21 protein-coding genes, 1 tRNA gene and 1 other RNA gene are annotated in these 23,456 nt (G+C 74.9%); 10 read left to right on the forward strand and 13 right to left on the reverse strand.

Features of this window, described 5'->3' with window-relative positions:
* Window positions 1–65: 65 nt before the first annotated feature.
* The 5 genes from AB0N04_RS07775 to ffs form a co-directional block, all read right to left on the reverse strand.
* Window positions 66–782, reverse strand: a complete 717-nt coding sequence (locus tag AB0N04_RS07775; RefSeq protein WP_360205576.1) for a DUF5063 domain-containing protein — start codon at window positions 780–782, stop codon at window positions 66–68.
* Window positions 775–1,374, reverse strand: a complete 600-nt coding sequence (recR, locus tag AB0N04_RS07780) for a recombination mediator RecR (RefSeq protein ID WP_218198914.1) — start codon at window positions 1,372–1,374, stop codon at window positions 775–777. Before recR ends, AB0N04_RS07775 begins: the two co-directional genes overlap by 8 nt.
* 168 nt (window positions 1,375–1,542) lie before the next feature.
* Window positions 1,543–1,881 (reverse strand): YbaB/EbfC family nucleoid-associated protein, encoded by a 339-nt coding sequence (locus tag AB0N04_RS07785; RefSeq protein WP_148644036.1) that lies wholly within the window; start codon window positions 1,879–1,881, stop codon window positions 1,543–1,545.
* A gap of 156 nt (window positions 1,882–2,037) precedes the next feature.
* A complete protein-coding gene (locus AB0N04_RS07790) occupies window positions 2,038–4,218 on the reverse strand; it encodes a DNA polymerase III subunit gamma and tau (RefSeq protein WP_360205579.1) in 2,181 nt (726 codons plus the stop codon).
* 71 nt (window positions 4,219–4,289) lie between these two features.
* Window positions 4,290–4,380, reverse strand: an RNA gene (gene ffs, locus AB0N04_RS07795) — signal recognition particle sRNA small type.
* 110 nt (window positions 4,381–4,490) lie between these two features.
* Between ffs and AB0N04_RS07800 the strand changes: the two genes are divergently transcribed.
* Window positions 4,491–4,575: transfer RNA gene (locus tag AB0N04_RS07800), tRNA-Ser, on the forward strand.
* A gap of 107 nt (window positions 4,576–4,682) precedes the next feature.
* Here AB0N04_RS07800 and AB0N04_RS07805 read toward each other — a convergent pair.
* Both AB0N04_RS07805 and AB0N04_RS07810 read right to left on the reverse strand, forming a co-directional pair.
* On the reverse strand, window positions 4,683–5,345 hold the full coding sequence (locus AB0N04_RS07805) for a response regulator transcription factor (RefSeq protein ID WP_360205582.1): 663 nt from the start codon (window positions 5,343–5,345) through the stop codon (window positions 4,683–4,685).
* Window positions 5,345–6,550, reverse strand: a complete 1,206-nt coding sequence (locus AB0N04_RS07810) for a sensor histidine kinase (protein ID WP_360205585.1) — start codon at window positions 6,548–6,550, stop codon at window positions 5,345–5,347. Before AB0N04_RS07810 ends, AB0N04_RS07805 begins: the two co-directional genes overlap by 1 nt.
* A 134-nt stretch (window positions 6,551–6,684) precedes the next feature.
* Here AB0N04_RS07810 and AB0N04_RS07815 point away from each other — a divergent pair, with 134 nt between their 5' ends.
* Window positions 6,685–7,443: an ABC transporter ATP-binding protein gene (locus AB0N04_RS07815; protein WP_360205587.1), complete on the forward strand. Its 759-nt coding sequence runs from the start codon at window positions 6,685–6,687 to the stop codon at window positions 7,441–7,443.
* Window positions 7,440–9,770 (forward strand): FtsX-like permease family protein, encoded by a 2,331-nt coding sequence (locus tag AB0N04_RS07820; protein WP_360205590.1) that lies wholly within the window; start codon window positions 7,440–7,442, stop codon window positions 9,768–9,770. The genes AB0N04_RS07815 and AB0N04_RS07820 overlap by 4 nt, the downstream gene beginning before the upstream one ends.
* Before the next feature lie 124 nt (window positions 9,771–9,894).
* Here AB0N04_RS07820 and AB0N04_RS07825 read toward each other — a convergent pair whose 3' ends face one another.
* A complete protein-coding gene (locus AB0N04_RS07825; RefSeq protein ID WP_360205593.1) occupies window positions 9,895–10,323 on the reverse strand; it encodes a CBS domain-containing protein in 429 nt (142 codons plus the stop codon).
* A gap of 200 nt (window positions 10,324–10,523) precedes the next feature.
* Here AB0N04_RS07825 and AB0N04_RS07830 point away from each other — a divergent pair, with 200 nt between their 5' ends.
* On the forward strand, window positions 10,524–11,792 hold the full coding sequence (locus AB0N04_RS07830) for a GNAT family N-acetyltransferase (protein ID WP_360205596.1): 1,269 nt from the start codon (window positions 10,524–10,526) through the stop codon (window positions 11,790–11,792).
* A 241-nt stretch (window positions 11,793–12,033) separates the two neighbouring features.
* A complete protein-coding gene (locus AB0N04_RS07835) occupies window positions 12,034–12,618 on the forward strand; it encodes a DUF5994 family protein (RefSeq protein WP_360205599.1) in 585 nt (194 codons plus the stop codon).
* Window positions 12,619–12,675: 57 nt separating this feature from the next.
* Here the strand turns inward: AB0N04_RS07835 and AB0N04_RS07840 are convergent, their stop codons facing one another.
* The 3 genes from AB0N04_RS07840 to AB0N04_RS07850 all read right to left on the reverse strand — a co-directional run bounded on the left by AB0N04_RS07840 (window position 12,676) and on the right by AB0N04_RS07850 (window position 14,940).
* Window positions 12,676–12,927 carry a hypothetical protein gene (locus AB0N04_RS07840; RefSeq protein WP_360205601.1) on the reverse strand — a complete coding sequence of 84 codons (252 nt, stop codon included), beginning with the start codon at window positions 12,925–12,927 and terminating at the stop codon, window positions 12,676–12,678.
* 154 nt (window positions 12,928–13,081) lie between these two features.
* A complete protein-coding gene (locus AB0N04_RS07845; RefSeq protein ID WP_360205604.1) occupies window positions 13,082–13,327 on the reverse strand; it encodes a hypothetical protein in 246 nt (81 codons plus the stop codon).
* Between the two features lie 407 nt (window positions 13,328–13,734).
* Window positions 13,735–14,940 carry a PP2C family protein-serine/threonine phosphatase gene (locus AB0N04_RS07850; RefSeq protein WP_360205607.1) on the reverse strand — a complete coding sequence of 402 codons (1,206 nt, stop codon included), beginning with the start codon at window positions 14,938–14,940 and terminating at the stop codon, window positions 13,735–13,737.
* A 331-nt stretch (window positions 14,941–15,271) separates the two neighbouring features.
* Here AB0N04_RS07850 and AB0N04_RS07855 point away from each other — a divergent pair, with 331 nt between their 5' ends.
* Window positions 15,272–17,326, forward strand: coding sequence for a histidine kinase (locus AB0N04_RS07855; RefSeq protein ID WP_360205610.1), 2,055 nt, complete (start codon window positions 15,272–15,274; stop codon window positions 17,324–17,326).
* Between the two features lie 63 nt (window positions 17,327–17,389).
* Here the strand turns inward: AB0N04_RS07855 and AB0N04_RS07860 are convergent, their stop codons facing one another.
* On the reverse strand, window positions 17,390–17,998 hold the full coding sequence (locus AB0N04_RS07860) for a response regulator transcription factor (protein ID WP_360205612.1): 609 nt from the start codon (window positions 17,996–17,998) through the stop codon (window positions 17,390–17,392).
* 86 nt (window positions 17,999–18,084) lie between these two features.
* On the opposite strand from AB0N04_RS07860, the gene AB0N04_RS07865 reads away from it, so the two are divergent.
* The 4 genes from AB0N04_RS07865 to AB0N04_RS07880 all read left to right on the forward strand — a co-directional run bounded on the left by AB0N04_RS07865 (window position 18,085) and on the right by AB0N04_RS07880 (window position 22,595).
* Window positions 18,085–18,819, forward strand: coding sequence for an ABC transporter ATP-binding protein (locus AB0N04_RS07865; RefSeq protein ID WP_360205615.1), 735 nt, complete (start codon window positions 18,085–18,087; stop codon window positions 18,817–18,819).
* Window positions 18,816–21,296: an FtsX-like permease family protein gene (locus AB0N04_RS07870; RefSeq protein WP_360205975.1), complete on the forward strand. Its 2,481-nt coding sequence runs from the start codon at window positions 18,816–18,818 to the stop codon at window positions 21,294–21,296. Before AB0N04_RS07865 ends, AB0N04_RS07870 begins: the two co-directional genes overlap by 4 nt.
* 298 nt (window positions 21,297–21,594) lie before the next feature.
* Window positions 21,595–22,041, forward strand: coding sequence for a DUF1772 domain-containing protein (locus AB0N04_RS07875; protein ID WP_360205617.1), 447 nt, complete (start codon window positions 21,595–21,597; stop codon window positions 22,039–22,041).
* A 107-nt stretch (window positions 22,042–22,148) separates the two neighbouring features.
* A complete protein-coding gene (locus AB0N04_RS07880) occupies window positions 22,149–22,595 on the forward strand; it encodes a VOC family protein (RefSeq protein ID WP_360205620.1) in 447 nt (148 codons plus the stop codon).
* 36 nt (window positions 22,596–22,631) lie between these two features.
* Here the strand turns inward: AB0N04_RS07880 and AB0N04_RS07885 are convergent, their stop codons facing one another.
* Complete coding sequence (locus AB0N04_RS07885; protein WP_360205622.1) at window positions 22,632–23,354, reverse strand: helix-turn-helix domain-containing protein; 723 nt, start codon at window positions 23,352–23,354, stop codon at window positions 22,632–22,634.
* Window positions 23,355–23,456 lie beyond the last annotated feature (102 nt).

Here is a 23,456-nt window from a genome sequence, read left to right on the forward strand (position 1 = left end):
GAGGCATCCGTCACACTCCGCCGGAGCCGGTCACCGTCCGCCACGGCCGGCCGCGCCGGGCGCCGCTACCGCCCGAGACCCAGCTCGGCCGCCATCAGGTCGCCGGCCTGTTGCTCCAGCTGCTCGTCGGTGAGCCCGTCGTCGTCCGTGTCGGCGCCGTCCGGCACCGCCCCGATCGGGCTGTCCAGCCGCACGTGCGCGATCAGCGACTGCAGCGCGCGCAGCACCGCCGTGCAGGTCGTGCCCCAGTTGGAGAGGTACGAGAACTGCCACCACCACAGCGCCTCGCTGACCCGGCCCTCGCGGTAGTGCGTCAGCCCGTGCTGCAGCTCGCTGACCACCCCCGCCAGGTCGTCCGAGATCCGGAAGGCGTTCGGCTTCTCCGGCGGCCCGTACGGGTCGAAGACCTCGTGGTACACGTCGATCGGGGCGAGCAGCACGGCCAGCCGCTCGCGGAGCTGCTCGCCGTCCGGCTCGGGCCCCGCGTCGGGCTCGAAGCGGTCCTCGGGGACGACGTCCTCGATGGCGCCCAGCCGGCCGCCGGCCAGCAGCAGCTGCGAGACCTCCAGGAGCAGCAGCGAGACCGCGCTGCCCGGCTCGTCGCCCTTGGCGACCTCGGTGACGGCGAGCACGAAGCTCTCCACCGAGTCGGCGATCTGCACGGCGAAGTCGTCCGGCTCCGAGCCGTGCGCGTGGGTGTGCGGCGCGTGGTCCCCGTGCGGCTGTCCGTGGGACGGCTGGTGGGGCGTGTGGGGCTGCTGGTTGAGCGTCCGGTCAGACATCGAGCAGTCGTCTCCCTTCGAAGGCGCGGCCGAGGGTGACCTCGTCCGCGTACTCCAGATCCCCGCCGACGGGCAGACCGCTCGCCAGCCGGGTCACCTTCAGGCCCATCGGCTTGCAGAGCCGGGCCAGATAGGTGGCGGTCGCCTCCCCCTCCAGGTTGGGGTCGGTGGCCAGGATCAGCTCGGTGACCGTGCCGTCCGCGAGGCGCGACAGCAGCTCGCGGATCCGCAGGTCGTCCGGGCCGACGCCCTCGATGGGGCTGATCGCGCCGCCCAGCACGTGGTAGCGGCCGCGGAACTCACGGGTGCGCTCGATGGCGACGACGTCCTTGGGCTCCTCCACCACGCAGATGACGGCGAGGTCGCGGCGCGGGTCCAGACAGACCCGGCACTGCTCGGCCTCCGCGACGTTCCCGCAGACCGCGCAGAAACGGACCTTGTCCTTGACCTCCAGCAGCGCGTGCGCGAGACGGCGCACGTCGGTCGGGTCGGCCTGCAGGACGTGGAAGGCGATCCGCTGGGCGCTCTTGGGACCGACACCGGGCAGCCTGCCCAGCTCGTCGATCAGGTCCTGAACCACGCCCTCGTACAACGTCGCGCCTTCCTTCGGATGGTCGGTGGTGCTCCGGTGCCATCATCCAACGAATCGGGCGCCGGACACACCGCCCGACGCCCGACTCCCACATAAATCACATGGGTCCGCTGTCTGAACTCCAGAATCCCGGGGCTCCGGGCCCCCGGGGCTCCGGGGCCGGAGGGGTCAGAACGGCAGACCGGGGATCCCGCCGCCCAGGCCCTGGGTCAGCGGGCCCATGCGCTCGGCCTGCATCTTCTGCGCCGTCTGGTTGGCGTCCCGCACGGCCGCCAGGATCAGGTCGGCCAGGGTCTCGGTGTCCTCCGGGTCGACGGCGGCCGGGGCGATGGTCAGCGCCACCAGCTCACCGGCACCGGTCACCGTGGCCTCGACCAGGCCACCGCCCGCCGAACCGTTCACCTTCGCCTCGGCCAGCTCCTGCTGCGCCTTCGCGAGATCCTGCTGCATCTTCTGCGCCTGCTTCAGCAGCTGCTGCATGTTGGGCTGGCCACCACCGGGAAACACGGCTCACTCCTCGCTGTCGTGCCTGCTGGCCCGCCCCGTCGTCCACGTGCCCGCCCCGCTCGCGCCATCCGCGTGCGGGACGGGGCGCGTCGCCCGTCCGCAGTCCAGCTCGCGTCGTCACGGCCGAGCCTACGTGCTGCCGGGGCGGCCCGTCGCTCAGTTGCCGCGGTGGTGGATCTCCTCCAGGACCGTCGCCCCCAGCTCGCGGATGATCAGGTCCTGACCGGAGAACGCGTCCTCGTTGAGGTCCGGGTCGTCCTCCTCCGGGACGTCGTCCTCCGGCCGCACGGACTGCACCGGGCGGGCCGGCACGGCCGCCACCGGCGGCGCGGCCTGGACCGGCGGGGACGCCACCGGGGCGGCCTGCGGCTGCGGCGAGGACTGCGGCTGCACCGGCGCGGGCACCGGGGCCGGCACCGGCGGCGCGGCGGCCGCCGGACGGGCCGGAGCCCCCCAGCCGCCCCCGGCCGGGGCACCGCCACCGGCCGGGACGCCGCCACCGCCACCGAGGCTGCCGCCGCCGGACGGGTCGACGATGCACTCGATCCGCCAGTCCACGCCCAGCGCGTCGCCCAGCGCCTGGCGCAGCACGTCGTCGCTGTTGCTGCCGACGAAGCTGTCCCTGGCGCCGGCGTTGATGAACGACACCTGGAGCACGCTGCCGTCGAACCCGGCCACCTGACCGTTCTGGCTGAGCAGGATCCAGGTGAAACGGCGGCGGTTCTTCACCGCCTCCAGGATCTGCGGCCACAGCTGCCGGACCTGCGCGGCACCCTGCTGCGCCGCGGCCGACGGCTGCGCGCCGGGCGCGGACGCGGGAACCGGGGGCGCGGGGGCGGCCACGGGGGCGGGCGCGGCGGGGGCGGGCGCCGGGGCGGCCTCCGCCGCCGGAGCAGGCGCCTGCGGCGCGGGGGCACCGGCCGGGGGGAAGCTGCGCGGGATCGGCCAGGCACCGGGCGCCGGCCCGGCGGGCGCGGGCGCCACCGGCGCGGAAGCCGGGGCCGCCTGGACGGGCGGGGCCTGCACCGGAGCGGCCTCCGCCACCGGGGCGGGCCCCGGGACGGGCGCGGCCGCGGGGGCCGCGACCGGAACAGCCGCGGGGGCCGCGGGAGCCGCGGGAGCCGCCACGGGGGCCGGGCCCGCCGGTGCCAGGCCCGCCGGAGCGGCGAACCCGCCGGCGGCCGCCCGGCGCTCCAGCTTGTCCAGCCGCGCCTGCAGCGACAGCTCGTCGCTGTACGCACCCGGCAGCATCACCCGGGCGCAGATCAGCTCCAGCTGCAGCCGGGGCGCCGCGTTGCCGCGCATCTCGGTCAGCCCGGTGTTGACGAGGTCAGCCGCGCGGCTCAGCTCGGCCGCACCGAAGGCGTCCGCCTGCGCCTGCATGACTGCGACCCGGTCCGCCGGGGCGTCGATCAGCCCCTTCTCCCCCGCCTCCGGAACGGTGGCCAGGATGACCAGGTCGCGCAGCCGCTCCAGCAGGTCGGTGACGAAGCGCCGCGGATCGTGCCCTCCCTCGACCACCCGGTCGATCACCTGGAACACCGTCGCCCCGTCCTGCGCGGCGAAGGCGTCCACCACCTCGTCCAGCAGCGCCGAGTCGGTGTACCCGAGCAGCGCCGTCGCCATCTGGTACGTCACGCCGCCCTCGGCGGCACCGGCCAGCAGCTGGTCCATGACCGACATCGAGTCACGCACCGAACCCGCGCCGGCGCGGACCACCAGCGGGAACACCGAGTCCTCGACCTGGATGCCCTCCCGGCCGCAGACCTCCGCCAGGTAGTCGCGCAGGGTGCCCGGCGGCACCAGCCGGAACGGGTAGTGGTGCGTCCGGGACCGGATCGTCCCGATGACCTTCTCCGGCTCGGTGGTCGCGAAGATGAACTTCAGGTGCTCCGGCGGCTCCTCCACCACCTTGAGCAGCGCGTTGAACCCCGCCGAGGTCACCATGTGGGCCTCGTCCAGGATGAAGATCTTGTACCGGCTGTGCACCGGCGCGAAGAAGGCCCGCTCCCGCAGCTCGCGCGCGTCGTCGACGCCACCGTGCGAGGCCGCGTCGATCTCGATCACGTCGATCGAGCCGGGCCCGCCGGTCGCGAGGTCGCGACAGGACTGGCACTCGCCGCAGGGCGTCGGCGTCGGCCCCTGCTCACAGTTCAGACAGCGGGCCAGGATGCGTGCGCTCGTGGTCTTGCCACAGCCGCGCGGCCCGCTGAACAGGTACGCGTGGTTGACCCTGTTGTTGCGCAGGGCCTGCTGGAGCGGAGCGGTCACGTGCTCCTGCCCGATGACCTCCGCGAAGGTCTCGGGGCGGTAGCGGCGGTACAGGGCTAGGGACACACCCCCGACGATATCGGGACGCACGGACAAACGCGTCGCCCCTCGCCCCCGCCCACCGGCCCCGGGAACGCAAAGACCCCCCGTGCACCCGCCAGAGCCCTCCTACCCTTGCTGCCTTCCGGCCCTGGGGGGGTTCAGAGAGATAACGCCACACGAGGGGCTGACACCCACAGTACCGGATCCCCGCCCCGACGATCCACAGGCCACCCCGCCTCCGAGCCTCCGGGATAGCTGGTCGCGACCACCCCTCAACATGTACTAAGCTCTCCCACGGAGGATTCGCCTAGAGGCCTAGGGCGCACGCTTGGAAAGCGTGTTGGGGGCAACCCCTCACGAGTTCGAATCTCGTATCCTCCGCCGGCAGAAGGCCCGGACCGCGTCACGCGGTCCGGGCCTTCGTCGTTCCCGCAGGCCCGGCGGGGGATCCCGGGGGCAGGCGGTGTCGGCGAAGCGGGAGTGGGAGGTCAGCCGGTCGGTGAGACCAGGGCGTGTTCGTAGGCGATGATGACGAGGTGGACGCGGTCGCGGGCGTCGAGCTTCGCCAGCAGCCGCGTCACGTACGACTTGACGGTCGCGCCGCTGATGAACATCGCCTCGGCGATCTCGGCGTTCGACAGGCCTCGTCCGATCAGCGTCAGCACCTCGAGCTCGCGGCCGGTGATCCCCCGGATCTCCCTGGGCGGCGGGGCGGCGGCCCGCTGCGGGCGGTCGGCGAACTCCTCGATCAGGCGGCGCGTCACCTTCGGGGCGATCAGGGCGTCCCCGGCGGCCACGACCCGGACCGCGGCGATGATGTCGTCCAGGGCCATGTCCTTGACGAGGAATCCCGAAGCCCCGGCCCGCAGGGCGTCGTAGACGTTGTCGTCGTCGTCGAACGTCGTCAGGACGACGACGTGCGGGGCACCGGCCTCCCGCGTGATCATCCGGGTGGCCTCGATGCCGTCCATGCCGGGCATGCGGACGTCCATGACGACCACGTCGGGAGCCAGCTCACGGACCAGCTGCACGGCCTCGGCGCCGTTCCCGGCCTCGCCGACGACCTCGATGTCCGGGATGTCGTTGATCACCATGACGAGGCCGGCGCGGATCAGCGGCTGGTCGTCGGCGAGCACCACGCGGACCGGCATCAGACCTCCATCGGGACGGGGAGACGGGCGGTCACGCGGTAGCCGCCCTCGGGACGCGGACCGGCGGTGAAGTCGCCGTTCAGCAGCTTGACCCGATCGCGCATCCCGGCGATACCGTAGCCGGTGCCCTCTCCCCTGCCGGTTCCGGAGCCGCTGTCGACGATCACGACGGACAGGTCGGCCTCCCGGAAGACCACGGAGACCCGGCACTGCTGCGTCCTGGAGTGCTTCACCACGTTGGTGACGGACTCCTGGATGATGCGGAACGCGGACAGGTCGACCTCGGGCGGCAGCGGGCGCCGCTCCCCGCGCCACTCGACGTCCACCCGGACCCCGGCGCTGCGGACGTTCTCCACCAGCCTGTCGACGTCCCCGAGCCCGGCGAGCGGCTTCCCGGCCCCGCCCGACTCGGCGTCATGGAGGGCGCCGAGCATGCGCCGGAGCCCAGCGAGCGTCTCGCGGCTGGTGTCCTCGATGGCGCCGAGGGCCTTGCGGGCGCCCTCCGGCTGGGTCTCGATGACGCGCTTGGCGGCCCCGGCCTGGATCGCGACGACGCCGATGCTGTGCGCGACCATGTCGTGCAGCTCGCGGGCGATCCGCAGCCGTTCGGCCGTCACCGCCTGCTCCGCGACCCGGGAGCGCAACTGTTCGGTGTGCTCGCGTTCCTGACGCCGCGAGTTCCCGACCAACCAGGCGACCACGACCATCATCAGGACGACGGCCTCGACCGAGGTGCCCACCCGGAACCCCAGCGCCAGGCGCGTGCCGACGTAGCCGAGGAGCCCGGCCAGGGCCAGCCCGGCGCCGTACAGCGACGTCCGCCGCGCCTCGGTGGCGGCGGTGAAGCAGAGGGCCACACAGACCGGCAGGTACTGCTGGGGCGCGATGCTGGTGGTGTGCAGCGGGCCGTTGGTCAGGACCAGCGCGCTGAGCACCAGCAGCGCCAGCGGAGCGAGCGGACGGCGGGTCAGGATCCGGCAGGCGACGGCCAGCAGGGCCGCCGCGAGCAGCAGCGTCGCCAGTTCGCGGTGGTCCATCGCGAACGGCTCGATGCGGTGGCTCTTCTCGCCCCAGGGCTGCAGCTGTTCGCCCGGCCAGCGGATCTGGACGACGAACGAGTACAGCGTGGACACGCACCAGGCGAGCGCCGTCCACGCGCCGGGTGTCACACGGTGGAACGGCGTCGCGGGCGGGGTCGTGGGCATGGCGCGATCGTAGCCACGTGATCGTCCGGGGGGGCATCGGACCGGGGGTGTACACCCGGGGTCGGCATCCCGGCCGCGGGACGTGGACGACGCTCCGATGCCGCCGGACCGGGCTGATCGGCAGTGTTCTCGCCATGACCAACACTGGCGGTTACGAGGAACGGGACGTCGTCGTCCGGCTCACCGACGTGCGGAAGGACTTCGGCGACCACGCGGCGCTGGACGGCGTCTCGCTGACGATCGGCGCGGGAGAGGCGGTCGCCGTGATGGGGCCGTCGGGCTCCGGGAAGTCGACGCTGCTCAACATGGTGTCCGGGCTCGACCGGCCGACCGGAGGATCGGTCGTCGTCGGCGGGGAGGACCTGGCCAGGCTCGGCGAGAAGGGCCTGGCGCTGTTCCGCCGCCGCCGGATCGGCATGGTCTTCCAGTTCTTCAACCTGCTGGACGACCTGCCGGCCCTGGACAACGTCGCCCTGTCCGGACAGCTGGTCGGGATGAAGGCCCGGGCGGCCCGCGAGCGCGCCCTGGAGCTCATGGACGAGCTCGGGATCGCCGACCGGAGGGACATCCACCCCGCCTCGTTGTCCGGCGGCGAGCGGCAGCGGGTCGCCACGGCGCGGGCCCTGATGAACCGGCCGGCGCTGCTGCTGGCCGACGAGCCGACCGGCGCCCTGGACAGCCGCTCCGGCGACCAGGTGATGCAGCTGCTCACGGACCTGAACCGGCTCGGCCAGACGCTCCTGATCGTCACGCACGACCCGCGGCTCGCCGCGCGGTGCGCGCGCCGGGTCATCGAGGTCGCGGACGGGCGCATCGCCCGGGACGGCTCGGTGGACGGCGCCACGGGCACCGTGGGCGCGGGGGTCGCGGGCGCCACGGGGGTCGCCCGATGAGCGCCGTCTGGCGGGCCGCCCGGGCGGCGGTGCGGCGGCGCAGGTTCCAGACCTTCGTCCTCGGCGTCGTCGTCATGGTCTCCAGCGCCATGGCCGTCGCCACGCTGGGCCTGCTGGCCGCCGTGTCGGGCCCGTTCGACCGGGCCTACGACGCCGCGAACGGCGCACACGTCACCGCCGAGTTCGACGGCTCGAAGGTGACCGCGGCGCAGATCGCCCGGGCCGCGGACGCCCCCGGCGTCACGGCCGTCGCCGGCCCCTATCCCGCGGCAGTCCTCCACTCGCCCTCGGAGACCGGCGACCATCCGATCGGGATGTCGGGTGCGTTCACCGTCGTCGGCCGCGACCGGCCGGACACCCCGGTCGACACCCTCGAACTCGGCGCCGGCCACTGGCCGACCGGCCCCGGCGAGATCGTCCTGAACGCGCCCCCGTCCATCGGCCGGCTGGAGATCCGGTCCGAGCACGAGGTCGTCACCCCGGACGGCGTGCGGCTCAAGGTCGTCGGCTACGCCTCCTCTGCCGGCCGGTCCGCGGGCGGCTGGGTCACACCGGACCAGGCCCGGGCCCTGCACCCGGCCTCGCTCCAGATGATGTACCGCTTCGCGGACGCCGGCTCCGACTCGGCGCTGAAGGCCGGCACGGCCGCCGCCACCAGGGGCCTGCCTCCGGACGCCCTGACGGGGACCGGCTCCTACCTGGCCCTCAAGGCGAACCTCGCCAAGGGCCCGAACACCTACGTGCCGTTCCTGACGGTCTTCGGCGTCCTGGGACTGATCGTCTCCGTGCTGATCGTCGGCAACGTCGTCAGCGGCGCGGTCGTCGCGGGCTTCCGGCACATCGGAGTCCTCAAGGCCCTCGGATTCACGCCGAACCAGGTGACGGCGGTCTACCTCGTCATGGTCACCGTCCCGGCGGTGATCGGCAGCGCGCTCGGCTCGGTGATCGGCGGCCTGGTCGGGAAGAAGCTGGTGCACCAGGCGTTCTTCGGCATCTTCGGCAACGAACTCGTCATCGACAGGGCGACCGTCCCGACGTGGGTCCACCCGGTCGTGCTGATCGGGATGCCGGTGCTCGTCGCGCTGTCCGCGCTCGTCGCGGCGCTGCGCGCCCGCCGTCTTCCCGCCGCCGTCGCCATCAGCGCGGGCGGCGCCCAGCGGACCGGACGCGGACTGGCCGTCCAGCGGAAGCTCGGCGGGTCGCGCCTGCCGCGCCCGGTCAGCCTCGGCCTGGGGTGGCCGTTCACCCGGCCCGGCCGTACCGCCCTGACGCTGTCGACCGTCGTGCTCGGCGTCATGACGGTGACGATGGCGCTCGGCATCTCCGCCTCGGTCATCGAGTTCGGGCAGGTGCGGAACCAGACCGACCGGATCCAGGTGCGCGTCGACCTCAACGACCCCGAGTGGAACCCGCCCGGCCCGGCCCACTCCGACGACCAGCTCCTCGCGCTGCTGCGCTCGCTGCCCGGCACCGCCCACGTGTCCGCGCGGAGCGTGGTGGAAACCCGTCTGGCCGGCTCGCCGGACGCCGTCAGGGTGGGCGTCGAGAGCGGCGACACGGCCGAGCTGCATCCGGACCTCGTCCGGGGGCGCTGGATCGAGGGGCCGGACGAGGTGGTGGTCTCCTCCGGGTTCTGGCACCGGCGCGGCCTGTCCCTCGGCGACACGATCACGCTGGACAGCAGCGACGGGCCGAGGCCGCAGAGGATCGTCGGCGAGACCACCGACGGCTGGGACGTGACCACCCTCGACTGGAACCGGTTCATCCCGCTCAGCCCGGTCCGGCGCGCCCAGGGCTTCTCCGTCCAGCTCACCGAGGGCACCGACCCGCAGGCCTACGCCGCCGCGGCCGCCGGCACGGACCCGGGGCTGCACGCGTCGGTGAACGACGCCTCCGACACCATCGAGAAGGTCGTCATCAGCGTGGTGTCGACGCTCACCCTGATGCTGATCACCGTCTCCGGCCTCGGCGTCTTCAACACGGTGCTCCTCAACACCCGCGAGCGGCGCAGGAACCTGGGGATGCTCAAGTCGATCGGCATGACGCCGCGCCAGGTGACCGCCATGGTGGTGACGTCCGTGGCGGCGCTCGGTGCGGTCGGCGGGATCATCGGCGCACCGCTCGGGATGCTCGCGCACCGGATCATCGTCCCGATGACCGGACGCGGCACCGGGCTCGATCTGCCGGACTCGCTGCTACGGGTGTGGAGCTGGCCGGCGGTGGCGCTGCTGGCCCTCTCCGGCGCCGTGATCGCCGCACTGGGGGCCTACCTCCCGGCCCGCAGCGCGGCGCGGGCACCCGTGGCGGAGGTCCTGCGGACGGAGTAGCCGGGGAGGGAGCGGCGGTCGGAGTGGCAGCGGGGTCGCCCGGTCGGAGGCCCGGACCGCGTGACGCGGCCCGGGCCTCCGCGGCGTGTCGGGGCCACCCCTCACCCGGTCCGGGGCGGCGGCGTCACGCGGTCGGTGCGACGGTGAGCCGGCGGGTGGCGCGGTCCGCGGTGAGCACGCCGAGGATGTAGCCGTCCTCGTCCACGACGGGCCAGACCGACAGGTGCTTGACCCGCATCGCGATCGCGGCCAGCGCCAGGCCCATGGTCGGCCAGGTGAACGGGCCGCGCTGGTGGGAGGTGGCGCTGATCGCGGTGCGCTCGCCGTCCCAGGGCCGGTCCAGGAACGGGCGGAGTGCGGCCCGGGTGACCAGCCCCTCGCACCGGCCGTCGTGGTCGCGGACGAGCAGGTACTCGACGCCCGCCCCGCGGAGGATGTCCTCAGCCTGGACGACGGTCTTGTCGTCGGCTATCTGGTAGTCGCAGGGGTCCATGGCGTCGGCGACCGTGAGGCCGCGGCCGCGCCGTACCGGCTGCGGGGAGTGGGTGGTCACGGTGCTCACCGTTCCCGTCTCCGACCGCCCACCGCGGGCTGCCGGACTGCCCTTCACCCAGGACGAAGCCGGAACGGGTACCGGAATGCGGGTTGCCCTGGATGACTCCGACCCTACTCCCCCGCCCGGGAAGTCGGGCGGACGCACCGGGGGCGGCCCATGATGGAAGTCCGGGGGCTCGCGACCTTCGAGAGCGGCACATGGCTGTCTGGCACGTCCGGGACTTCACGCCCGAGGACCTCGAAGCGGTGGTGCGGCTCGACGCCGACAGCGCCACCACGGATCACACCGCCGTCTTCCGCCTCTCCGACGTGGTCTCCGCGTTGCAGGCGCGGAACCCGAGCGTCGTCGTGACGGCCGACGGACACCTCGTGGGCGCGGCGGTGGGCCGGGTGGACGGGGACCGCGCGTGGGTGCTGCGCATCGCCCTGCATCCCGCCTGGCGGCACCTGGGCATCGGCACCGCCCTGCTGTCGGCGCTGGAGCACCGCCTGCGGGACGCCGGCGCCAGGATCGTCGCGGCGCTGCTGCCGGACGGGGAGACCGGCGCCACCGCACTGGTCAACTCCGGGTTCCGCCCGCACCGGGGGCTCACGTACTTCGAGAAGTGGGAGGCGGTCGGCGCCCAGGACGCGACGGTCCTGGCCGTGCTGGGCGCGGTCATGCCCGAGGCCCACCTCTGGGACCGGCTCGCGGGCATGGCCGACGAGAAGCGGCTCATCGAACGACGGCTGGTGCTGCCCCTGGCCAACCCCGAGCTGGCGGACGCCCACGGCGTGGAACCTCCCCGCGCGGTCGTGCTGTTCGGCCCTCCGGGCACCGGCAAGAGCACGTTCGCCAAGGCCGTGGCCGGTCGGCTCGGCTGGCCGTTCATCGAGCTCTTCCCCTCCCGGCTCGCGTCCGAGGACGGGCTGGCCGCCGGACTCGTCCACCGCTTCGAGGAGGTGGCGCAGCTCGACCACGTGCTGCTGTTCATCGACGAGGTCGAGGAGGTCGCCGGTACCCGCAGCCTCGCCTCCCCCGCGTCGGTCGGCGTGGTCAACGAACTCCTCAAGTCGATCGTGCGGTTCCGTGAGCGCGACGACCGGCTCCTCGTCTGCGCCACCAACTCGGTGGCCGCCCTGGACCCGGCGTTCCTGCGGCACGGCCGGTTCGACTACGTCCTGCCGGTCGGACCGCCCGACTCCGCGGCCCGCGACGCACTGTGGGCCGGCTACACGGCGAGGACGGGTACCGCCGCCGACACGGCGGTCCTGGCCGCGGCCAGCGAGGGCTTCACCCCCGCCGACATCCGGCAGGTCGCCATGGCGGTCGCCCAGAGCACCTTCGAGCACACCCTCGACACGGGCGAGCGGACCCGGCCGGAAACCCAGGAGTACCTGGACGCCATCCACCGCACCCGTCCGACCGTCTCCGCGGAGATGGCCCGGGAGTTCGCCGACCAGGCGGCCCGCTACGGGCGGGTCTGAGCAGGCCACCGCCGTCGTGTCCGGTGGTCCGGTGGTCCGGTGGTCCGGTGGTCCGTCCGGAGACGCCGGCTCCGAGCGGAACTCACCACCGCGACCATGCCGGGTTCGGGCCGGACCGAGAGTAGCCTGGATATCACCGAAGGCACTTCGCATGCCGGCACCGGATACTGGCGTCGTCTCCGGCGAACGGCAATGCCGGGCCCGACCTCTCGGGCCGGACCCGGAGACAGGTTTTCCGATCATGACCACGACGCTCGATCGTGCGACGACGCCGGTCGCCCCGGATTCCCCCGCACGGCTGTCCCTCACGCCTGGTGGCGTGCGGCCCGGCCGCCTGGACGGCGCCTGGTGGCCCCGCTCGCGTGATCTTCTCCTCGAACTCCCCGCCCTGGCCGCCGACATCGACGAGCGGTGGGGCCGGATCACCCGGATCACCGTGAACCCCGCGCAGTGGCCCGTCGTCCCCCACCGGATCCCGGTCACCGGGCACACCGTCCACGCGGGCTGGTTCTCCGCCGAGCAGGACGAGCACTCGATCGCGGTGTTCTCGTACGCCCCGCGCCGGCTGAACCTGCTGGTCGTCCCGCCGGAGACGGATGCCGTCGGTGCCGCCCGGCTGATGGCCGAAGCCGCGAGCCCCGCGAACACCATGGCCGCGAGCGGTCTGCTCGCCGTGGAGACGGGCAGCGGCAGCGGCGCACCGGGGACGGGGTCCCCTCCGGACTTCCTGCCCTCGGCCGTCGCTCCCTCCGGCAGCGCCGGCGAGGCCGGCAGGCGGGCGGAGGTCGCCCGCGGCCGGGCCGCCTCCTGGCCGGTCCCCGCGTAGCCGGCGGCACGCGAGCCGTCCGCCGGACAGGCCTCACCGCTCCGCGGGCCGGGTGCGTCACTCCCGTGACCACTCGGCCTCGGCCAGCGGCCGGCCGACGGTGTCGGCCCCGTCCCAGAGCCGGATCCTGACCGCCCGGGGCCCGGGCACGGGCCGGGAGAGCGTGCGCACGAACACGTCCCGCAGGTGGTTGGCCGCCTGCTGCGGCGGCCCGTCGTACTCCAGTGGATCCTGCGGCGGAGCGCCGTTCTGCCGGGACCAGTGGCCGTCGTCGTCCTGTGTCTCCAGAACCCATCGGTAGTGCCGCATCATGGCCTCCCGTGCCGACGATCCCGCCCCGGAGACGACTGTATGGGCGGGGCGGACCAGCAGCGACCGGTGGAGTCCGACCGGCCACCGCCGAGCGGCCCGGCGACCGCCCCCGAGGGCGGCGGTCCGCACGGAGCGCCGTCAGTGATCGCCGTCAGTACTCGGCGCCGCTTCGCAGGTAGCTGCCCACGACCTGGAGCCACGCCCCGGGGCCGAAGCAGACCTCGATCCGGTACGGGGTGTCCTCGAAGACCCGCAGGACGCGCAGCGCCCCGCTCGGATGCAGGTCGTACTCGAAGGTGACGCCGTCCGCACCGTCCTCGTACTGCAGGTCCAGTGGGCCCTTCGAGGGCTCCGCCGGCGCGCGGGCATCGGCCGAGAGCTTCACGTAGACGGACATCTCGCCGCACCGCCTCTCCTGTTGTCTGCCCGAGGAGCCCGGTCCCACGAGGCCGTCGCACTGGGCCGTCCCTCAGGACGCATCGACCGGACGCACGCCCGACCCCTCGGGGAGCCGGTGCCGGTGGCGACGGGCGTCTGCCCCGGCGGCACGTCGTCCCGGGCTTCGGCGTCCGGCCCGACGCCCGCGACGGGTCCGAGGCGTACGGTCAACGCCCTGACCGGACCGGCCGGTTCGGCTCCGGCGCCCCGTGAACGCGGCCACCGTGCGCGGCGGTGGCCGGGCCGCCCCGATCCCCACGGTACTCCGCCCGCACCGCACCGACCCGGCCGGTCACGGCAGCCGGCGCGGGGTACCGATCCTCCCGGCGTCGGCCGTCCCGTCTCAGTCCACGCCGGCCGGCCCGGTCAGCGCCACTCGATCAGGAACAGCGTGGCGTCGTCGCTCGTGCGCCCGCCCCGCTTCTCCTTCAGGACGTTGGAGAGCGCCCGCACCACGGCCCGCACCCCGGTCACGGAGCGCTCGACACGATTGACCCAGTCGATCAGCTGCTCCTCCCCGAACTGCTCACCGCCGGGCTCGCGTTCCTCGACCAGGCCGTCGGTGAAGCACAGGACCTGGTCGCCGTGCCGCAGCACCCGCTCGCTGATCACCGGCTCCTCGCCGCCGAAGCCGACCGGCAGGGTCGTCTCGCTGTCGAGCCGCTCGACGACGACGTGGTCGCGGATCAGCAGCGGCCGGGGGTGTCCGGCGTTGACCCACTGCAGGTGGCCGGTCAGGGTGTCCAGCCGCATCATCTGCGCGGTGACGAAGTGGTCCGGGCCGAACTGTTCGGCGACGGCCCGGTCCATGAACGCGTAGATCTCGGCGAGCCCGATGTCGGCGCGCCGGGCGTGCCGGTACGCGCCGATGGCGACGGTCGCCATGGTCGCGGCGTCGAGCCCGTGGCCCATGGCGTCGATCGTGGCCACGTGCAGGAGGTCGTCGTTGAGCGCGTAGTCGAAGCTGTCACCGGCCACCTGGTAGGCGGGTTCGAGGATGCCGGCCACGGCGACCCGGTGGACGGTCATCGACAGCGGCGGCAGCAGCGACCACTGGATCTCGGCGGCCACGCTCATCGGTTCCAGGCGGCGGGCCTGGAAGATCCGGTCGGTGTAGCCGCTCCTGGTGGTCAGCAGATCGGCGGCCAGGGCGGCGAGGCGCCGCAGGAACCGCCGGTCGTCGTCATCGACGGCGTCCAGCGTGAGGGCCAGGATCCCGGCCTCGTCACCGCCGTCCAGCAACGGCAGGTACACCCGTACCCCGTCGGCCTGCCGTTCCTCGACGGGGACACCGCGCAGGAAGGCCGCACCCGCGGGAGAGCCGTCGATCGGCACCGGCTCCCCGGCCGCGGGCCCCCGCCCGAGCAGCGGTACCAGCACCAGCTGGCCGTAGTCCTGCAGCAGCAGAGCCGGGTCACGGCCGCCGAGCCCGCGCACCACGTCGGCGACCAGCGGGGCGATCAGCTGGGGCGGCAGCTCGTGGGCCCGGTCGAGCAGCGCGCCCAGCAGCCGCTCGCCGCGCCCCTGCGCCCGGTCGCGTCCCGCTGCACCGGACGGCCGCTCACCGCTCATCCTCGCTCACCGCCGTCCTCCTCCGGTCGCGGCACCCGTCACCGGCTCGGTCCACCCCGGCACCCCGGCACCCCGGCACCCCGGCACCCCGGCACAGTTCGCCGGGGCGGGTCCTTCCATTACGCCCGACGGCGGTGCATTCCGCCCCCGGTCGCACTCCTGCCCACCGGCCGCCCGCCGGCGCGCTCACCCGCGCCGGAGCATCCGCCCGGGGCCCGGGCCGACTGCCGACGGGCCGGGGCCGGTGATCGTCCCGGCGTACGATGCGCGCGTGGAGGCAGCACGGGGGCGGGGTGTCGGGCCGCGCACGGCGCGGGCGTTGGTGGTTTCGGTGGCTGCGGCGCTGGCCGCGGCGCACCTGCTGAAGGGGTTCGGGCGGGTGCCGACGGCGCCGGTCGCGGGGGTGGCGATCGTGGTCGGCTGCCTCGCGCTGGTGGCGCTCCAGCTCCGGCACACCCGGCCCGACCCCGTACCGGCCCCGGCCCGGGAGGGCTGGACGGCCGTGGAGCTGGCGCTCGCCTTCGTGGCGGTGGGCGCGCTCGACGTCTCGATCGGCCTGCTCTGCCTGCCCGCCGCCTCGCTGCTGCTGGAGCGCCGCCGACTGCTGCTGCCCCTGCTGGCGGCCGGTGCGGTGCTGGTCGAGGCGGCCCGGGCCGCCGGGGTCCGGGACACCGTCGACATGCTGCTGACCGTCGCGCTCGGCGGCACCATGCTCTACGCCGTCACCACGCTCGCCCTGCTGGCGACCCGGGTGCACGCCGCACGGCTCACCCTCGCGGCCTCGGCGGTCACCGACGAGCGGCTGCGCATCGCGTCCCGCCTGGGCAGCGGGCTGTCCGCGGGGCTGGCCGAGATCCACGACCTGGCCGCCCGGCGGGAGCCGTCCGCCCTGGACGCCCTGATCGCGGTGGCCCGCCGGACGCTGGCGGCCGCCCGGGCCACCGCCGCCGAGCTGCGCAGCCTCTCGCTGGCCCCGGAGGCGGCGAGCGCCCGCGCCCTGCTGGCCTCGGCCGGGGTCGCGGCCGACATCCGGATCGGGCACCGCGAGCCGCTCGGACCGGCCGGGACGGTGCTGGCGACGGTGCTGCGCGAGGCGGTCACCGGTGTGGTCCGGGTGGGCGACGCCCGCCGGTGCGAGGTCTCCACCGACGAGCGGGCCGGGACGGTGATGCTGCGCGTGGTCAGCGACGGCGTGCGGACGGCGGCGCTCGGCGCGGACGTCCTGGCCGGCCTCGCCGACCGGGTCCGCGAGGCCGGCGGCAGCCTGACCGCGGGGCTGGAGCCGGACGGGCGCTTCGCCGTGGAGGCGTCGGTGGCGGCCGCCGCCGCCCCGCCCGCCGCCGATCCGCCCGAGCTGCGCACCGCGCTCGGCCTGTACTACTTCCTGCTCGCCGTGTTCTGCGCCAAGGCGCTGCTGTTCGTCCCCGCGCCCCGGCTCGCCCTCGGGGTGGTGTGCGCGGCGGCCTTCTGCGCCTTCCAGGTCCGGTTCTCCATCCAGGACGCGACCCGCCACGCCCGCCGCGCCCTGCTCGCCTCGGCGGTGCTCGCCCTGCTGCCGCTGCCCTGGCTCGGCCGGAACTGGATCGGCGCGGCCGGCATCCTCGCGGGCTCGCTGCTGATCGCCCTGCCGCTGCGCGCGGGCGCGGCCCTGGCCGGCGCGCTGGTGGTGGCCGCCGGGGCGATCGGCGGCTCCGGTCCGGCGGCCGTGCTGATGACCGCCGTCAACGCGCTGATCACCTGTGTGGTGGTGTACGCGGTGCTGCGCCTGGTCCGGTTGGTGCGGGAGCTGCAACGGGCGGCGGCCGGGCTGGCCCGGGCCGTCGTCGTCACCGAGCGCCTGCGCGCCGCCCGGGACCTGCACGACCTGCTCGGGCACGGCCTGGCCGCGATCCTGCTCAAGGCCGAACTCGCCCGGCGTCTGACGGACACCGACCCCGACCGCTGCCGGGCCGAGCTGGCGGACATCGTGCACCTGGCCGGGCGCGGGCAGGTCGAGCTCGGGGCGCTGGCCGACGACAGCCCCAGGCTGTCCTTCACCACCGAACTGGCCTCGGCGGCAGGGGTCCTGGAAGCCGCCGCCATCACGGTGGAGCTGGACGACGAACCGGTGCCGGCCGCGGCGGGCGCCGTGCTGGGCGTGGTCCTGCGGGAGGCCGTGACCAACATCCTGCGGCACAGTCGCGCCCGGCACGCCCGGATCGCCACCTCGGTGGCCGGCGGCTCGGCGCGCCTGGAGGTGGAGAACGACGGCGTCCCGGACGGTGTCACCGCGCCGGGTTCCGGGATCGGCGGTCTGACGGTCCGCCTCGCCGAGGCGGGCGGCACCCTGGCCGCCGGGCCGGACGACGGGTGGTACCTGCTGCGCGCCGAGGTACCGCTGGACTGACCCGCCGGGCCCGGGAGCACCGCCCGCGGCCGGCCCGCTATCACCGCCGGCGGGCGGCCCCCGTCACAGCCAGCCGGCCTCCCGGGCGATCCGCACCGCGTCCGTCCGGTTGCGGGCGTTCAGCTTGCCGACGACCGCGGTCAGCACGTTGCGCACGGTGCCGGTCGACAGGTGCAGCCGGGTGGCGATCTCGGGCGGCTCGGCGCCCTCGGCGAGCTCCCGCAGCACGTGGTTCTCGCGCGGGGTGAGCGGGTTGTCCGCCAGGTCCCAGGCGGCGACGGCCAGCCCCGGGTCCAACACCCTTCCGCCCGCGGCCACCTGACGGATGGCCGCGACCAGCTCCGCCGGCGGGACGGTCTTCAGCAGGAAGCCGTCCACCTTGGCGTCCAGGGCCTTGCGGAGCAGCCCGGGGCGGCCGAGCGAGGTCAGCATCAGCGTCCGGCAGTCCGGCAGCTTCTCCTTCAGCGCCGCGGCCGCCTGCAGGCCGTCCAGCCGGCCCGGCATCTCGATGTCCAGCACCGCCACGTCGGGCAGGAAGACCATCGCCCGGGGCACCACCTCGTCGGCCGAGTCGGTCTCCGCCACGACCTCCAGGTCGGGCTCCAGTTCGAGGAGCGCCACCAACGCCCCGCGCACCACGTGCTGGTCCTCGGCCAACAGGAGTCTGATCATGTCCCGACCCTACCCGTGACGATGTCACGGGTGCCGCGTGATCGCGTCCCTGGGAGGGGGGTTCAGGGGTCGGCAGGCTGGAGCACATGAGCGAAGCGATCACTTTGGACGCCGTGAGCAAGGTCTACGGCAAGGGGCGGGGTGCGGTCGCCGCGCTGCGCGAGGTGACGGTGCGGCTGCCCAAGGGCGGCTTCACCGCCGTGATGGGGCCGTCCGGTTCGGGCAAGAGCACCTTCCTGCACTGCGCGGCGGGGCTGGACCGCCCGACCGCCGGCACCGTCCGGCTCGGGGACACCGACCTGTCCCGGCTGAGCGAGACCAAGCTGACCGAACTGCGGCGGGAGCGAGCCGGTTTCGTGTTCCAGTCGTTCAACCTGATCCCCTCGCTGACGGTCGAGCAGAACGTCACGCTGCCGCTGCGGCTGGCCGGGCGCCGGGCCGACGCCGGGCGCCTCGCCGACCTGGTCCGCCGGGTGGGCCTGCAGGAGCGCACCGGGCACAGGCCCGGGCAGCTCTCCGGCGGCCAGCAGCAACGCGTGGCCATCGCCCGGGCGTTGATCTCGAACCCCGAGGTGGTCTTCGCCGACGAACCCACCGGCGCGCTGGACACCATGACGGCCCGCGAGGTCCTGACGCTGCTGCGGCAGACCGTCGACGAGCTCGGTCAGACCATCGTCATGGTCACCCACGACCCGGTCGCCGCGTCCTACGCCGACGAGGTGCTGTTCCTGGCCGACGGCCGGGTCGCCGACACCATGTCCGGGCCGACCGCCGCCAAGGTCGCCGACCGCATGATCCGCCTGGGAGCGTGGAACCGATGATGCTGAGCCTCGCCCTCACCACCCTCCGGCACCGCCGGGCCGGGTTCGTCGGAGCCTTCGTCGCCCTGTTCTGCGCCGCGGCCCTGGTCTGCGGCTGCGGGACCCTCCTGGTCACCGGCCTGACCGGCACCGTCCGGCCCGAACGCTACGCGGCCGCGCCGATCGTCGTGTCCGGGGACCAGGACGTGCACTCCTTCGTGGACAAGGGCAAGGGGAAGGTCAAGGAGAAGGCCAAGCCGATCGCCGACCACGCCTGGGTGCCGGCCGCCCTCGCCGACCGCATCGCCGCGCTGCCGTCGGTGCGGGCCGTCGCCGCCGAGGTGACCTTCCCGGTGCTGCTGCCCGCCGGGCCCACCGGCAACTCCTGGGGCCACGGTTGGGAGTCCGCCCCGCTGGCCGGACTCACCCTCGCGGCCGGCCGTGCGCCCGCCGCCCCCGACGAGGTCGTCGTCGACGCGGCCACCGCGGCCCGGGCCGGGCTGGCGCCCGGTGCCACCACGGCGGCCCGGACGGCCGCGGCGACGCTGAACCTCCGCGTCGTCGGCGTCACCGCCCAGGGGTTCGACAGCCAGGCGGCGGTCTTCTTCGCGTCCGACCGGGCCCGGCTGCTCGCCGGCCACGACGGCCTGGTCAGCGCGATCGGCGTCTTCCCGGCCGCCCCCTCCGCGGCGGCGGACGTCCGGGCGCTGCTCGCCGCCGCACCCGCCGTCCCGGCCGTCCCGGCCGCCGTGGCCCGCACCGGCGACGACCGCGGGCTGGTGGAGTTCCCGGACGCCGCCAACGCCCAGGTCCGCCTGGTCAGCATGGGCGCCGTCCTGGCCGGCACCTCGCTGCTGGTCGCGCTGCTGATCGTGGTCGGCACCTTCGGCCTGTCGATCCAGCAGCGGCAGCGGGAGATCGCCGTCCTGCGGGCCGTGGCCGCCACCGGGCGGCAGGTCCGCAAGATGATCGGCGGTGAGGCGCTCGTCGTCGGCCTGGCCGCCGGAGCCCTCGGTGCCGCCGCCGGCCTTCCCCTCGGCGGCTGGCTGCACGGACGCTTCGTCGCCCTGGACGTGATCCCGGCGAACCTGCCGGTCGTGCTCTCGCCCTTCCCGGTGCTGGCCGCCGCCGCGGCCACCCTGCTGGCCGGCTGGGGCGCGGCCCGGATCTCGGCCCGGCGCGCCACCGCCATCAAGCCGGTCGAGGCCCTCGGCGAGGCGGAGATCAAGCCGCCCCGGCCGGCCTGGACCCGGATCGGGTTCGGCGTGCTCGCCACCGCCGCGGCCGTCGTGCTCACCGCCCTGCTGACCGTCCTGCACTCCGACCAGGCCTCGACCCCGACCTGCTTCATCGCCGTCCTGCTCTGGTGCACCGCGTTCTCCCTGCTGGGCCCCCTGGTGGCCAGGGTCGGCACGGCCCTCCTCGGTCTGCCGCTGAGGGCGTCCCGGGTCGGCGGCTACCTCGCCGTCCACAACCTCCGGGCCGGGGCGCACCGGCTGGCCTCGGTGGTGACCCCGCTGACCCTGCTGATCGCCATGGCCTGCACCATCCTGTTCACCCAGACCACCACCGGGCAGGCGGCCGCCGCCCAGCGGGAGCGCGGCAACACCGCCGACTTCGTGGTCGGCCCGCACGCCCCGGCCGGCGCCGCCGGGTCCCTCGCCGCCGTCCCGGGCGTCCGGACCGTGACCCGCGTCCTGCACAGCCAGGTCCGCGACGGACTGACCAAGCGCAGCGTGCAGGCCGTCACCCCCGAGCGCCTGACCGACACCCTCGACCTCGGTGTCACCGCCGGTGACCTCGGAGCGCTGAAGGACGACACCGCCGCGGCCGCCGACGGGCTGGGCTACCGGCTGGGCCAGCGCGTCCGCCTCACCCTCGCCGACGGCACCCCGACCGAGGTCACGGTGGTCGCCCTCTACGGCCGCGGCCTCGGATTCGGCGACCTCACCCTCGCGCACCACCTGGTCGCCGCCCACGTCGACGTGCCGCTCGACGACGAACTGCTGGTCCGCGGCGACGGCCTCACCCGGCAGGCCCTCACCGCCGCCCTGCACGGCGAACCCGGCCTCGGGGTGCTCGACCACGCCGCCGCGGCGGCCTCGGAGAACCGGACCGGCGCCCAGATCGGCTACGTCACCCTCGGGCTGATCATCGCCTTCGTGGCCATCGCCGTCCTCAACACCCTGGCCATGAGCATCTCCGCCCGCCGCCACGAGTTCGCCGCGCTCGCCCTGACCGGCGCCACCCGCCGTCAGATCCGGCGGATGCTCGGCTGGGAGACCGTGGTCTCCGTCGCCCTCGCCGGCGTGCTCGGTCTCGCCGTCGCCTTCGCGGTGCTCACCACCTACGCGGAGGGCATCACCCGCGGCACCGCGGGGGCCGCCGTGCCCGTCACCGAACTCGCCCTGGTCCTGCTGGGTGCCGCCGGGCTCGCCGCCCTCGGCACCTGGCTCCCCGCCCGCACCACCCTGCGCGGCCTCCGCCGCCCGGCGTGACCGCTCCCGTCACCCCCGCCGCCCCCACCGCCGCCTGTCCGCGGCACCGCCCGGCCGGCGCCCCACCCGAGGCGCGCCCGCCACCGGCCGAAGGCCCGGACCGCTGAGCGGTCCGGGCCTTCGCCGTGAGTGCCCCACGGCCCGTCACGTCCCGACCGGGCCAGGCCGGGCCGAGCCGAGCCGAGCCGAAGGTTTCCTAGCACTGCTAGGAACTCAAGCGGCGACACATCTAGCATTGCCTCAGAACCTAGCGGCGCTAGACAAGCTCGCGCGCCGCATCGGAACCCTGGGAGGGGACATGCAGAACGCACTCGCCGTCGTCACCGTCGTGGTCGTCGGCCTGCTGGTGGGCGTGGAGTTCGCGGTGGCGGTCTTCGTCAACCCGATCGTCGACGGGCTGCCGCACAACGGCGGCCTCGCCGCCCGCAGCAACGGGGCCCGGCTGCTCGGGCGGGTGATGCCCTTCTGGTACATCGGCTCGCTGGTGCTCGGGGTGGCCTGGTCCGCGGTGTCCTGGGGCGGCACCGGGGCGGGTCTGGTCGCCACCGCCGCCGGACTGCTCGTCCTCAGCGTGCTGATGTCCGTCGCCCTGCTCGTCCCGATCAACTCCCGGGCCGCGCAGTGGACCCCGGAGAACGCCCCCGCGGACTGGCGGGAGCAGCTCGGCCGCTGGGACCGCCTGCACTACGGCCGGGTGGCCGTCATCGTGACCGCGTTCGTGCTGCTCGTCGTCGCCCTCGTGTGAGGCCGGGCCGGACGCGGTGCGCGACACCGGCACCGGCACCGGCACCGGCACGACGGTGTCCGATTCGTTCAAGACCGGGCGGGCCGGGGGTGCCTACCGTGGCGGGCATGAAGAGGACATCAACGCCGCGGTTCGGGTTCGTGGGTCTCGCCGTCTCCGATCTGGCCGCCTCGATCGCGTTCTACCGGCGGCTCGGACTGGAGTTCCCCGACGGGGCCGAGGAACTGCCCCACGTGGAGGCCGAGTTGCCGGGCGGGTTGCTCCTGGCGCTCGATCCGGAGTCGACCATCCGCTCGTTCCATCCGCAGTGGCGGCCACCGTCGGGCGGCGGCCGCGTCTCGCTGGCGTTCCGGTGCGCGAGCCCGGCGCAGGTGGACGCGGTGTACGAGGAGCTGGTCGAGGCCGGGTACCACGGGGAGTTGAAGCCGTGGGACGCCTTCTGGGGGCAGCGCTACGCGGTGGTGCACGATCCGGACGGGAACGGCGTCGACCTGCTCGCGCCCCTCCCGTCGGCCGGGGAGCCACCCGCCGGGGAGCCGCCCGCCGGGGAGTGACCCGGGCGGGGAGCGGCCCGGCCGGGCTCCGCCGGGTCAACGGGCCTCCCGGCGGGGCAGCAGCGCGGTCAGCGGGGTGCCGGCCAACTCCCGCACGTCCCGGGCCAGGTGGGCCTGGTCGGCGTAGCCCGCACGGGCGGCGGTGTCGGCGAGCGGAGCGCCGGCGCGGGCCAGCGCGAGGGCGCGCTGCAGCCGGAGGATCCGGGCGAGGGTCTTGGGGCCGTACCCGAAGGCGGTCAGCGAGCGCCGGTGGAGCTGCCGGGCTCCGAGGCCGACGGCGGCGGCCGTCGCCGCGACGGGCCGGCCGGCGGCGAGGGCGGTGGCGACGACCCGGACGAGCGGGTCGACGGGTGCCGCGTCGGCGGCCAGGCGCAGCGCGAGGTCCTCCAGGACGGCCGCCGGGTCGGGCGCGGCGTCGATCCGCCCGGTGAGGCGGCGCACCCTGGGGCCGTCCAGGACGTCGGACAACTCGACCCTCCGGTCGCGCAGTTCGTGCGCGGGGACGCCGAGCAGGGCGGGGGCCGCGCCGGGCGGGAGGCGGATGCCGGCCCAGGGGCCGGCCAGGCCGGGGCCGGGGCGGAAGGCGTGGCTGTCCGGGCCGGCGACGAGGAGCCGGCCCGGGGTCCAGAGCAGGTCCATGCAGCCGTCGGGCAGCACCAGGCCGGCCGGGCCGTCGGCCGTGTCCGGCCCGACGGCCTGCCGCGTCCACACCACCGCGCCGGACAGCCGGGACGTCCGCTCCGCGTACTCGGGGGCCATGTCACGAGGCTACGCGGGCCCGTCCGGCGACACCCCCGTGGCTGCCGGACGGGCTCCCGCGCGCGGCCGGAGCCGCCCCGGCGGGGAGCGGTCCCCGGGCCG

It is taken from the genome of Kitasatospora sp. NPDC051702 (assembly GCF_040681575.1).
In the GTDB taxonomy this organism is placed as follows: domain Bacteria; phylum Actinomycetota; class Actinomycetes; order Streptomycetales; family Streptomycetaceae; genus Kitasatospora.

Excerpts from the sequence above, each read along its gene's own strand:
- AB0N04_RS07810 (WP_360205585.1), bottom strand. The coding sequence starts at position 6,550 with ATGCCCACGACCCCGCCCGCGACGCCGTTCCACCGTGTGACACCCGGC.
- AB0N04_RS07815 (WP_360205587.1), top strand. The coding sequence starts at position 6,685 with ATGACCAACACTGGCGGTTACGAGGAACGGGACGTCGTCGTCCGGCTC.
- AB0N04_RS07805 (WP_360205582.1), bottom strand. The coding sequence starts at position 5,345 with ATGCCGGTCCGCGTGGTGCTCGCCGACGACCAGCCGCTGATCCGCGCC.
- AB0N04_RS07850 (WP_360205607.1), bottom strand. The coding sequence starts at position 14,940 with ATGAGCGGTGAGCGGCCGTCCGGTGCAGCGGGACGCGACCGGGCGCAG.
- AB0N04_RS07875 (WP_360205617.1), top strand. The coding sequence starts at position 21,595 with ATGCAGAACGCACTCGCCGTCGTCACCGTCGTGGTCGTCGGCCTGCTG.
- AB0N04_RS07840 (WP_360205601.1), bottom strand. The coding sequence starts at position 12,927 with ATGCGGCACTACCGATGGGTTCTGGAGACACAGGACGACGACGGCCAC.
- AB0N04_RS07835 (WP_360205599.1), top strand. The coding sequence starts at position 12,034 with ATGACCACGACGCTCGATCGTGCGACGACGCCGGTCGCCCCGGATTCC.
- AB0N04_RS07860 (WP_360205612.1), bottom strand. The coding sequence starts at position 17,998 with ATGATCAGACTCCTGTTGGCCGAGGACCAGCACGTGGTGCGCGGGGCG.
- AB0N04_RS07880 (WP_360205620.1), top strand. The coding sequence starts at position 22,149 with ATGAAGAGGACATCAACGCCGCGGTTCGGGTTCGTGGGTCTCGCCGTC.
- AB0N04_RS07820 (WP_360205590.1), top strand. The coding sequence starts at position 7,440 with ATGAGCGCCGTCTGGCGGGCCGCCCGGGCGGCGGTGCGGCGGCGCAGG.
- AB0N04_RS07870 (WP_360205975.1), top strand. The coding sequence starts at position 18,816 with ATGATGCTGAGCCTCGCCCTCACCACCCTCCGGCACCGCCGGGCCGGG.
- AB0N04_RS07775 (WP_360205576.1), bottom strand. The coding sequence starts at position 782 with ATGTCTGACCGGACGCTCAACCAGCAGCCCCACACGCCCCACCAGCCG.
- AB0N04_RS07865 (WP_360205615.1), top strand. The coding sequence starts at position 18,085 with ATGAGCGAAGCGATCACTTTGGACGCCGTGAGCAAGGTCTACGGCAAG.
- AB0N04_RS07885 (WP_360205622.1), bottom strand. The coding sequence starts at position 23,354 with ATGGCCCCCGAGTACGCGGAGCGGACGTCCCGGCTGTCCGGCGCGGTG.
- AB0N04_RS07845 (WP_360205604.1), bottom strand. The coding sequence starts at position 13,327 with ATGTCCGTCTACGTGAAGCTCTCGGCCGATGCCCGCGCGCCGGCGGAG.
- AB0N04_RS07830 (WP_360205596.1), top strand. The coding sequence starts at position 10,524 with ATGGCTGTCTGGCACGTCCGGGACTTCACGCCCGAGGACCTCGAAGCG.